This window comes from Pseudorhodobacter sp., from assembly GCF_034675685.1.
Classification (GTDB): Bacteria; Pseudomonadota; Alphaproteobacteria; order Rhodobacterales; family Rhodobacteraceae; genus Pseudorhodobacter.
Genome location: NZ_JAUCDA010000009.1, coordinates 70,190 through 80,681, shown reverse-complemented (window position 1 = coordinate 80,681; position 10,492 = coordinate 70,190). Strand labels below are relative to the sequence as shown.

General features: G+C 59.4%; 8 protein-coding genes and 1 pseudogene. 4 read left to right on the top strand and 5 right to left on the bottom strand.

Annotation, left to right across the window (positions count from 1 at the left end; genetic code table 11):
• Positions 1–2 precede the first annotated feature (2 nt).
• Both VDP61_RS08420 and regB read right to left on the bottom strand, forming a co-directional pair.
• Entirely contained in the window at positions 3–1,595 is a 1,593-nt protein-coding gene (locus tag VDP61_RS08420) for a PAS-domain containing protein (protein WP_323006488.1), read from the bottom strand.
• Positions 1,596–1,780: 185 nt separating this feature from the next.
• Complete coding sequence (gene regB, locus VDP61_RS08415; protein WP_323006487.1) at positions 1,781–3,181, bottom strand: sensor histidine kinase RegB; 1,401 nt, start codon at positions 3,179–3,181, stop codon at positions 1,781–1,783.
• 117 nt (positions 3,182–3,298) lie between these two features.
• On the opposite strand from regB, the gene VDP61_RS08410 reads away from it, so the two are divergent.
• Both VDP61_RS08410 and VDP61_RS08405 read left to right on the top strand, forming a co-directional pair.
• A complete protein-coding gene (locus tag VDP61_RS08410) occupies positions 3,299–3,913 on the top strand; it encodes an SCO family protein (protein ID WP_323006486.1) in 615 nt (204 codons plus the stop codon).
• A 52-nt stretch (positions 3,914–3,965) separates the two neighbouring features.
• On the top strand, positions 3,966–4,520 hold the full coding sequence (locus VDP61_RS08405) for an ActR/PrrA/RegA family redox response regulator transcription factor (protein ID WP_323006485.1): 555 nt from the start codon (positions 3,966–3,968) through the stop codon (positions 4,518–4,520).
• A 92-nt stretch (positions 4,521–4,612) separates the two neighbouring features.
• Here VDP61_RS08405 and VDP61_RS08400 read toward each other — a convergent pair.
• The 3 genes and pseudogenes from VDP61_RS08400 to VDP61_RS08390 all read right to left on the bottom strand — a co-directional run bounded on the left by VDP61_RS08400 (position 4,613) and on the right by VDP61_RS08390 (position 8,431).
• Positions 4,613–6,085: pseudogene (locus VDP61_RS08400) on the bottom strand (heme biosynthesis protein HemY).
• A gap of 9 nt (positions 6,086–6,094) precedes the next feature.
• Positions 6,095–7,588, bottom strand: a complete 1,494-nt coding sequence (locus VDP61_RS08395; protein ID WP_323006484.1) for a hypothetical protein — start codon at positions 7,586–7,588, stop codon at positions 6,095–6,097.
• Between the two features lie 108 nt (positions 7,589–7,696).
• Complete coding sequence (locus VDP61_RS08390; protein ID WP_323006483.1) at positions 7,697–8,431, bottom strand: uroporphyrinogen-III synthase; 735 nt, start codon at positions 8,429–8,431, stop codon at positions 7,697–7,699.
• 46 nt (positions 8,432–8,477) lie between these two features.
• Here VDP61_RS08390 and tsaD point away from each other — a divergent pair, with 46 nt between their 5' ends.
• Positions 8,478–9,557, top strand: a complete 1,080-nt coding sequence (gene tsaD / locus VDP61_RS08385) for a tRNA (adenosine(37)-N6)-threonylcarbamoyltransferase complex transferase subunit TsaD (RefSeq protein ID WP_323006482.1) — start codon at positions 8,478–8,480, stop codon at positions 9,555–9,557.
• Positions 9,554–10,489 carry an NAD(P)H-dependent glycerol-3-phosphate dehydrogenase gene (locus tag VDP61_RS08380; RefSeq protein ID WP_323006481.1) on the top strand — a complete coding sequence of 312 codons (936 nt, stop codon included), beginning with the start codon at positions 9,554–9,556 and terminating at the stop codon, positions 10,487–10,489. The genes tsaD and VDP61_RS08380 overlap by 4 nt, the downstream gene beginning before the upstream one ends.
• Positions 10,490–10,492 lie beyond the last annotated feature (3 nt).

Here is a 10,492-nt window from a genome sequence, read left to right as displayed (position 1 = left end):
CCCTATCCGGCCATTTTGCAGCCAGGAGAGAATCGAACCGAAACCCCATCCTGATTTTCGGCCTCAACCCGGAACGTTGCCATCGTTGCCCCGCCCGCCAAAGGGGTAAACTGGCACGTTATACGTCGCCCATCCGATAGTCGCGCCTCATCTTGCCATGCGTCACGCGGGTTCATCGCCGCCGAGAAATCCTCGACCCTATCCCACAATGTTGAGGGTGCGGTGGCGCTGCGCCAATGATTGCAAACCTTTGCAATCGCGCCATCTGCCCCCAATGTGCCTGCTGGATCATGGCCCCAAAGCTGGCTGTAGGCGGCATTTGACATCACCAGAATACCCGTCGCAGAAAACACGGCAATAGCCGCATCAACCGCATCAATCACCGCCTGCCCCAGTTCCAGATCCGCCCGATAGCGGCGCGTCTGGGTCATCTCATTTGAAATATCCTCGAATGAAAGGGCAAGCGCACCGTTGGGATGCGGCCTGCCGGTCACACGATATGTCTGGCCGCTGGAAAGGCTCCAGGTTTCTTCATAGAGTCCCGATGCGGCAGCTTCTTCAATATCGGTGATCTGGTTGCGCCAGCTTTTGTAATCGCGCGGTTCCGGAATCATCAGCCCAGCCCGCAAAGCATCAAAGAAACCCGGCAAGGTTGGCCGCTTGGTCAAAAAATCAGGCGGTAATCCCGTCAGATCAATCAAGGCGGGGTTGAACAAGGCCAGCTTGCGATCCTGGTCAAAAATTGCCAGCCCGGTGGAAAGATGGGCAAAGGTTTTCGTCAGGGTTTGCATGAAGGCACGCAGCCCCTCTTCGGCTTTGACGGTACTATCGGCGGGCAGCGCATAAAATTGACGCTCTTTGGCATCCCTGAATTCAAACAGGTCAAACCACTGCGGCTTTTCAGTGTCTGGGCCCACAAGCTTTTTCCGCTCACCCTGCATGGTATCGGCGGCTGCAGCATGCGTAAACAGCTTGGGCAGCGGCCATGTCAGATCTTCGTCATCCACCAGCCGGGCCGAGGCAAGGGCAAGATAGGTGGCATTTGCCCAAACCACATCACCCGCATCCGTTTCACGCCAGATCGGCAGCGGGGCATTGGACGACACACGGCGAAGCTGCTCCAGCTCATCCTTTATGGCGCGGCGCGTCAACGGATCAAGTACAGTCTTTGTCGCCGCCGCATCAACATCCAACACACTGATTCGAGTCAACCCGCCGCGCATTTCCGCGCGCAACAACAAAGGCGCACTGTCGGCATCATCGGCACTGCCCATGGTAAGCGCACCGTGCTGCGCCAGGGTTTCCAGCCGCGCCGCAACACCGGGAAAGCGGTGTTCAAGATAGCTGATCAGCCCTGGCCATGCCGTTGCCTTGGTCTGACAGGCCTTTGGAAGCAGGTTTCGTCCAACTGGCGTTATATCTATCAATACTTTATCATCAAACAGATATTCTGCATTTCCATTTGCCTCCAGAAACACGCTGTCGGGTTCACGCTGCGACTTTCGCTGTAGCAATGTCAGGAATAAAAGCCCCAGAAAGGCCGAAAAAACGCCGGTTACAACCAAACCGAATGCAAGCGAATAATCGAATACCACAAGCTACCCTCAAGATTAGTTTTCACCACAGGACACAACCTGAAGCAGATACCCTTAATGGGACGTTAATAAATGAAAAAATGCTGCATTTTTCAAGATTTCAGCAATGTGAAACCGTTTTGCCCTTGGTGCCAGGCCTGCAAGCCGTCACCGCAAACCGCCAAGCTGCGCATTGGCGGCGCGACTCAGGCCTCAATCGGGGTGTTTTCACCCAAAACACCTTGATCTTTCGCAATAATTTCTGCCAAGGGCCAAACCACCTCGACAATGGCACCGCAGCGGGCCGGGCGCTCTGCCGTAGTCAAGAACGGGTCAGAGCCATTGGCAAATGACACATCAGCGCCCGACCGTTCCAGCAGGGTTTTGGCAATGAACAGGCCCAAGCCCATACCTTCATACCCCGGCCGCACATCTTGTTTCTTGGTTGCGTTGCGGCGTTTGACAAACGGGTCACCGATCCGGCCAAGGATGTCGTTTGAATAGCCCTCTCCGTCATCAACCACCCGGATTGTCAACGCCTCGGCCCCCCATTCGGCATCAACCCAGACCGAGGCTTTGGCAAAGTCCACAGCATTCTGAATAAGGTTGCGCAACCCATGAATTATTTCGGGTTTGCGCTGAATGGTCGGCTGTTGCGGCTGCCCGTCCGAAAGCGGTCGCAGATCGAACAATACGGTTTTCCCGCGCCCGACATGCGGTTCAGCCGCATCGCGCAGTACCGCCCCCACCGGCGCCCGCATCAGGTGCAGATCCATTTTGCCGGCCCGGCCCATAGAGCGCAAGATATCGCGGCAACGGTCTGCCTGATCCTTGATCAACTGGGCGTCATCGCGCAGTTCGGGGCTGGCGGAAAGCTCTTCGATCAGCTCGGCGCTGACCAGCTTGATGGTTGCCAGCGGGGTCCCCAGTTCATGCGCCGCCGCCGCTACCACGCCGCCCAGATCGGTCAGCTTTTGTTCCCGCGCCAGTGCCATCTGCGTCGCCAGCAATGCCTCTGACATCGACTGGATTTCTGAGGCAACCCGGTACGAATATAGACCCAGAAACAGAATACCGATCACAATCGACAGCCAGAATCCAAATTCCAACAGCCGTGGCCCCGACAAAATCGTCCCATCGGCAAAATGCAGCGGTATATTGAACATCATTGTCAGGCTGATCAACCAGATCGCCATCAAGCCCAAAACAACAGTTGTGCGCGATTGCAGCGCCGAGGCCGAAATGATCACCGGCGCAATGATCAGCAACGCGAACGGGTTCGACAAGCCCCCCGTCAGATATAGCAGGAACGATAATTGCGCCAGATCGAACAGCAGAACCAACATCGCCTCAACGTCCGACAGCCGCCGATTTTTCGGAAAAACAAACGCAGACACAAGGTTGGCTATCACCGAGGCACCGACCACAAGATAGCAAAGCCCCAAGGGCAATCGTAGCCCAAAGTAGAATTGCGCCACCGAAATCGCCGCAAGCTGCCCCGCAATTGCCATCCAACGCAAGACGATCAGGGTGCGCAATCGCAGCCTGTTCTGCCCGGCAGAGCGGAAAACAAGGCCTCCGCCCCGTTTTAGCTCCGGTTTTATCATTGCATTGCCCCGCAAGCAGAAAAAGACTATCTCCAGTGATAAGAGGCGGCAGCCGGGGTTTCAATGTAAACCATGAAAGCCAGCCACAGGAACAGATTGCGAGTATAGGGTACGCAGATGATCAAGATTTATGCCGGGGTTGCCGTTGCTGTAGTGGCCGCAGTTTTGGGCGGGTCCGCCTATTGGGTCTATAGCAATCAAGGCGGTGACAAGTTTGACCAGTGCCGTGGTGGCCAGGTTGCGGGTGGCTCGATTGGCGGGCCTTTCACGCTGGTCAACCAAAAGGGTGAAACCGTCACCGACAAGGACGTGATCACGAAACCAACGCTGGTCTATTTCGGCTATACATTCTGCCCCGACGTCTGCCCCCTCGATAGCGCCCGCAACGCCGAGGCCGTGGATATTTTGGAAGAAATGGGCCTCGACGTGACCCCAGTCTTCATTTCCATCGACCCCGCGCGGGATACGCCCGAGGTAATGGCCGAATTCACTTCTGTCATGCACCCCAAGATGATCGGGCTGACCGGCAGCGAAGATCAGGTAAAGGCCGCGTCAAAGGCGTATAAAACCTATTTCAAAAAGCAGGACTCGGGTGACGAATACTATCTGGTCGATCACTCGACCTTTACCTATTTGATGATGCCCGAAGTTGGCTTTATGGATTTCTTCAAACGCGAGGCCACCCCGGATGAAATGGCCCAAACCGTTGCCTGCTTTATCAACGCAAGCTAATTCTTGGCCCAAGACTGGTCGACTGAGCGCAAATGAAAATGAAGGGATTGAGATGTCCGAAGATCTAAGTGCAGAAATTGGGACAGATCGCTCGCTGCTTTTGGTCGATGATGATGAGCCGTTTTTGAAACGTCTTGCACGGGCCATGGAAAAGCGCGGTTTTCTGGTTGAAACCGCCGAAACCGTGGCCATGGGCAAGGCCATCGCCCAAGCGCGCCCGCCAGCCTATGCGGTGGTTGACCTGCGGCTGGAGGATGGCAATGGCCTGGATGTGGTAGAGGTGCTGCGCGAACGGCGGCCCGACAGCCGGATTGTGGTTTTAACCGGCTACGGGGCCATTGCTACGGCCGTAGCGGCGGTAAAAATCGGCGCAACCGACTACTTGTCCAAGCCAGCCGATGCGAATGAGGTAACAAATGCGCTATTGTCGCGCGGCGATACCCTGCCTGAACCACCCGAAAACCCGATGTCGGCGGATCGGGTGCGCTGGGAACACATTCAACGCGTGTATGAAATGTGTGATCGTAACGTGTCGGAAACCGCGCGCCGCCTGAACATGCACCGCCGCACCTTGCAGCGCATCCTGGCCAAACGCAGCCCGCGTTAAAGCGTTTTAAAGTCTGGGTCAATCAGCCCCTTGCCGCAGCCCTGACCGTAAGACAGCAGGCCTGAACCGCGAAAAAGCAAGGGGCGGCGTCGCTATTTTTCGGCTTTGTCGCCTTGGTCGTCCAAGACGATCTCGGCATCTTCCGCGCCATCATCCGCGCCATCATCCCTTGTGATTACAGGCTGTTCAGGTTTGCCAATGATAAGCGGCAAGAGTTCGCTGCCGGTTGCGCTGGGGCCAGAGGCATCGGCGGGCTCGCGCCATGACAAGGTGTCAAAGCCAGCGCAGTTTTCACAGATGGGCACCCATTGCGAATGGATCGCCTGACATTTGTCGCAGCACCATTGCGGCCCACGCGGGGCCGTCAGCGCGCGGGCAAGCCAGCCACGGATCACAGCGTCATCGGCGCCCTCCCCACGCTCCACTGCCGCCATTATGGCCAGGGTGCGGGCATTCGGGTGGCTGGTTGCCAGATCACCCAAGGCGCGGCGGGCTGCCGGAAATTCCTCAGCCGTGATGTTCAGCTCGGCCAAAAGCAAGCGGGTTTCGATATGATCAGGGCTGAGCTTTGTCAGCACGCGAAAGCGTTTCAACCGGTCGGTTACGCTTTCATTCGGCGCAATTTCCGCAAAGGCGGCGGCAAGATCGGGGTGCGGCTGCACAGACCACGCCTTTCTAAGCACTTTGGTCGCATTGCGCGCATCGCCTCTGGAAATATAGCTGCGGGCGGCCAGAACCGCAGCCGGGATCAGATCGGGTGACAGGCGGTTTGCCTCTATCGCGGCCTCACGCGCCTCGATGCTGGCAAATTCGTCGATCACACCGCTGGCTTCTTGCAGGGCAAGAACGGCATCACGGCGGCGGAACACATCCTTTGGCAAGGCGCCAGATTTAAGCTTGGCACCCAGCGTGACCCGCGCACCCTTCCAATCGCCCTGCCCGGTTTGCAGGCCCAGCAAGGTTTCTTAAATCTCGCCATGCTTGGGCTTTAGCGCAAAGGCTTTTTCGGCCAGTTTCAACGCGGTCGCCGTATCGCCCTCGGCCATCTTTTGGCGCATCAGGCCACGCACACCCACAAAGCGGGATTTGTTGTCGTCCAGCAGCAGCTTATACGCCTCGGACGCGCGTTTTGTATCGCCCGACATCTCGGCGGCTTGCGCGATCAGCAGCGTTGTCAGCTCTGGCCGGTCCAGCAGCTTGTCGGCCTTGGTGGCCCGCGACAGCGCAACGCGCCCCTCACCCGAGGCCAGCGCCATCAACCCATCCGTCAGCGCCTGATAGCCCTTGCGTTCACGGTTGCGGTCGAAGTAGCGCGAAATCGCGGTTTCATCGCCATTCAGAAACCGTAGCACCGCAACCAGCAGCCCCACCAGTTTCAGCAGCAGCCACAGCCCCGCCAGCAACAAAAGCAGCGTAATGGCGGCTGCCAACGGCTTCAACGTATATTCCATCCCGAGCATGTCGATGCGAATACCGCCGCCGGTATCCATCAGCACCCCCGCCCCATAGGTGAGGCCCGCAATCGCGGCGACAAACAGCAAAACCTTGATGAGCGACCAAATCATTCCAGTGGGTTACCTTTCGCTCAACGCTGTCGCCAATTCGACAGTCGCTGCCTGTGCGTCAAGACGCAGTTTAGCCTGTTCACCCCATGCCGAAAGCGCCGCTTGCGCCGTTTCGGGCAGGGTGGCGATTTCGGTCAGGGCGGTTTGCAGATCGCCTTTTGCAACGGCTGCATTGGCCCGCGACAGAACCGCGTCGGGGTCGTCGCCTTCCTTGGGCGTCAGCGACCGCGCGCCGGTTTGGCTGCGCAGGAAAGAGCCGAATCTGTCAGACCAGGTGCTGCCCATATTACCACGCAAGCCCTTTTGCAGCGCAATGCGGGCGGGGGCATCAAATTCTTGGGTCAGGGCTGCAATGGTTGGCACGCCGCTTTCCGCCGTCTGGGTCAGAACCGCGGGCACCACCACACCGGCATTTGCCAGCATCGCCAAAGGCTCGGCAAAGGTTGCGCCGTTTTGCATGGCCGCCTCTACCTTGGTCAGCGCCGCTTGCAACAGCACCGATTCCGCCTGTTCGACCGCATCAGCGCGCACAGCTTCGGCCTTGAACACAAGATTTTCAGAGGCAATTTTTTGCGCCTCCAGCCCTGCACGCAAGGCGTCAATCTCGGCGTTCAACCGTGTGATAACGGCAGGGTCAACTGCTGCCCCCGCGCTTGGCTGGGCCTCAACAGCGGCAACACGATCTTCAAGGGCGGCAAGGCGCGGCGTCAGATCTTGGTTTGCCACTGCGTCGGGGATATTGGCCGCTGCAAGTTTCGCGGCCTCGGCAGTTTCAAGCGCAGTCGCGGCTGCGGCCTGAACACTGGCAAGCGCGTCTTGCAGCGCCGCGGTATCGTTTTCCTTGGGCAAGGCCAGTATTTCAGCGCGCAGGGCTGCAATCTCATCGCCCTGTTGGCTTAGCTGCGCTTGCAGCGGGGTAGCCCCCGGCACTGGCCAACCTTCGGGCACAACATAACGCGCCAAGCCAAAGCCCAATCCCGCAGCCACAACACCACCCAACACCAAGGGCACAAAGCCCGGGCCGGACTTGATGACGCTTGGCGCAGAACTGGGTAAAGCCGCAGGCGCATCGGCCTGCGGGCGCTTAGCCTGTTTCGCGGGCTCTTGCGGGGGCCGCCCAGAGCCGGGCTCGGCGTTGGTAGGCAGATCGGGGGTAGGCAGATCGGGGGTAGATAGATCGGGGGTAGATAGATCGGGGGTAGATAGATCGGGGGCGGGTTGGATGCTGGAATCGCCCGGAACAACGGCTTGCTCAACCGCTGTCTCTACAGCCTTATCCAACAGCGCATCGGGCGCAGAAGCGGCGCTGGCGGCTTCGGCAGCTTTATCCAATTTCAAACCCGGTTCTTGCGCGGGTCTTTGCGCAGCGGGCACGACCACATACTCACCCGTATCTGAACTGATCTTGGGTGCGGCAGGATCAATCACCGCTTTTGCTGCGTCAGCGGGCTTGCCCCCGTCTGGTTTATCCGCGCGTTTTCGCGGAGTCTTTGGGATAGCCATCACTGCGCCTCCATTTCCACACCCCAAACGACCGGGGATTTTTTTTAATCTAGACCGACTGGGCCGCAGGCTCAAGTCATCTACCTTTGGCCGCCGGCCTTGGGCCATTCAGGCCGGAGGATAAAAACCCTCGATCGCAGCCAGCAGCGACTCGGCGGTTGGCCTGTCTGCATACCACAGCTTTGCAATCTCCAACCCGGACAATGTGTCGCCCACCGCCTTGCTGAGAACGACGCAGATCAGCGGGGCCAAGGGGCCAAGGCTGGATACCTGCTTGCGAAACAGCGTGGCACTGCGCGGCGAAAACAAGGGGGCCAACACCGGGGTTTTACCCTGCAGCAAGGCAATGGCGGGCTTGGTCAGCGGCTGTTCGGCCTGACGGTACAAGATACAGGCCTCTGCAGGTATTCCAGCCTTGGTCAACACCTCTGCGACCGCCCCGCGCGTTTGTTCACCGCAAATATGCAACAAGCGCCCCGAAGGGCGTTGCGCGCAGATCAACGCAATCAGCGCCACAGCATCACCATCGGCTGAAATCGGCTCTAACCCGGCCAGTGCAGCGGCTTTGGCGGTACGGTTTCCCACACAATACGCGCGCTTTGGCAAGGTATCTGGCCGCATCGCATGGGCCATATAGGCCGCCACACCCGTTTCCGAGGTGAAGATAAGCGCCTCAACAGGCCCGGCGGGCAAAGGCGACGCTATAAAGCTTGGCGCAATCAGGGGGCTGATGGTAATCGCGATGTCATTTCCGAACCGCTGCCGCAAACTCGTGGCAAAACGGTGGCTCTGTGCAGCAGGGCGCGTAAGCAGAAAGGCGGGTCGGCGGGATTGTATGGCCATGGTGCAGGTGTTACCTGCAATAAAACCCTCTGGCAACGGGCCTGACATGCGACAAACCATTACCCTTCTTGGCATTGAAAGCAGTTGTGATGACACAGCCGCCGCCGTCGTGCGCGATGGGCCGGAAGGACGGCAAATTCTTGGCGCTGTCGTTGAAGGCCAGACCAGCCTGCACGCGGCCTTTGGTGGTGTGGTGCCCGAAATCGCCGCGCGCGCGCATGCAGAACGAATCGATGGGTGCGTGGCGCAGGCCATGATGGCTGCGGGTCTGGGGTTTGGTGATCTGGATGGAATCGCGGTGACCGCAGGGCCGGGGTTGATCGGGGGCGTGTTGGCGGGCGTGATGTGCGGCAAGGGGCTTTCGGCTGCCACGGGGCTGCCGTTGATCGGGGTGAACCACCTGGCAGGCCATGCGCTGACCCCACGCCTGACCGATGGCCTGGATTTTCCTTACCTGATGCTTTTGGTCTCGGGGGGGCATTGCCAATATTTGCGCGTTGATGGGCCAGACAGCTTTACACGGCTGGGCGGCTCTATTGACGATGCGCCGGGCGAGGCCTTTGATAAAGTGGCCAAGGTGCTGGGCCTGCCGCAACCCGGCGGCCCCAATGTCGAGGCAGAGGCGCGCAAGGGCGACCCCAGGCGCTTTGCCTTGCCGCGGCCGCTACTGGACCGGCCCGGCTGTGACATGTCATTCTCGGGCCTGAAGACCGCATTGCTGCGCGCGCGCGACAAGGTGATCGCGCAAAAGGGTGGATTGACCCGGACAGACCGCGCCGACCTATGTGCCGGGTTTCAGGCGGCTGTGGTCGATGTGATCGCCGAAAAGACCCGCCGCGCCTTGGCGATTGCGCCCGTTGCGACGCTGGCTGTGGCGGGTGGCGTGGCCGCGAACCAAGCCATTCGTGCAGCGTTAGAGACTGTTTGCACCGAAACAGGGGTGCAGTTTATTGCCCCGCCTCTTTCCCTGTGCACCGATAACGCAGCGATGATTGCCTGGGCCGGGATCGAACGGTTCCGTATGGGTGAGTATGACGATTTGACCTTGTCAGCCCGCCCCCGTTGGCCGCTTGACCAAACCAGCCCTGCCCTGCTTGGCTATGGCAAAAAGGGGGCAAAGCTATGATCGGGATAATTGGCGCCGGCGCGTTTGGCGGCGCTTTGGCGATAAGTTTGGCGGCCAAGGGGCCGGTTATGCTGTGGGGCCGGGGGCAGACCGGGCGGAACATCGCACGCCTGCCGGGGGCTGAACTGCCCGCTTTGGTAACAGTGGCCAAAGACGTGGCCGAAGTGGCACAGGCAAGCACCGTGCTGCTGGCCCTGCCCGCGCAGGCAATGGGCCGGTTTTTGGCAGATCATGCCGGATTGTTTCAGGGCCAAAGGCTGGTGGCTTGCTGCAAGGGGGTGGACCTGACCACGGGGCTGGGCCCGACAGGGGTTATCATCGCACATTGCCCTGGCGCAACGGCGGCCATTCTGACAGGGCCAAGCTTTGCGTCTGACATCGCCAGGGGCTTGCCCACCGCGCTGACGCTTGCCTGCGCCGATGCGACAGCGGGCGAGGCGCTGCAACACCAGCTTTCGACCGAGGTCTTGCGCCTGTACCGCACAACCGATGTAACAGGCGCCGAATTTGGCGGTGCGGTGAAGAATGTGATCGCCATTGCGGCGGGCATAGTGATGGGTGCGCAGCTGGGTGAAAGCGCACGCGCCGCCCTGATGACCCGTGGCTTTGCCGAACTGACACGGCTTGCCTTGCACCTTGGCGCAAGATCGGAAACCCTGAGCGGGCTGTCAGGCTTTGGCGATCTGGTGCTGACCTGCACCTCGGATCAGTCGCGCAACTACCGCTTTGGTACAGCGCTGGGCGCGGGGGCCGCGTTTGACCCCGCGATGACGGTTGAAGGGGTTGCGACAGCCGCAGCCGTGGCTACACTGGCGCGCAAACAGGGGATAGACATGCCGGTAACGCAGATGGTTGCGGGCCTGACCCAACACAAGATCACGCTTGAGGATGCTATCCGCGCCCTCATGTCCCGGCCTTTGAAACAGGAGTAAACC

Bases quoted from the DNA above. Each gene is read 5' to 3' on its own strand.
- regB (WP_323006487.1), bottom strand. From the start codon at position 3,181: ATGATAAAACCGGAGCTAAAACGGGGCGGAGGCCTTGTTTTCCGCTCT.
- VDP61_RS08410 (WP_323006486.1), top strand. From the start codon at position 3,299: ATGATCAAGATTTATGCCGGGGTTGCCGTTGCTGTAGTGGCCGCAGTT.
- VDP61_RS08405 (WP_323006485.1), top strand. From the start codon at position 3,966: ATGTCCGAAGATCTAAGTGCAGAAATTGGGACAGATCGCTCGCTGCTT.
- VDP61_RS08395 (WP_323006484.1), bottom strand. From the start codon at position 7,588: ATGGCTATCCCAAAGACTCCGCGAAAACGCGCGGATAAACCAGACGGG.
- VDP61_RS08390 (WP_323006483.1), bottom strand. From the start codon at position 8,431: ATGGCCATACAATCCCGCCGACCCGCCTTTCTGCTTACGCGCCCTGCT.
- tsaD (WP_323006482.1), top strand. From the start codon at position 8,478: ATGCGACAAACCATTACCCTTCTTGGCATTGAAAGCAGTTGTGATGAC.
- VDP61_RS08380 (WP_323006481.1), top strand. From the start codon at position 9,554: ATGATCGGGATAATTGGCGCCGGCGCGTTTGGCGGCGCTTTGGCGATA.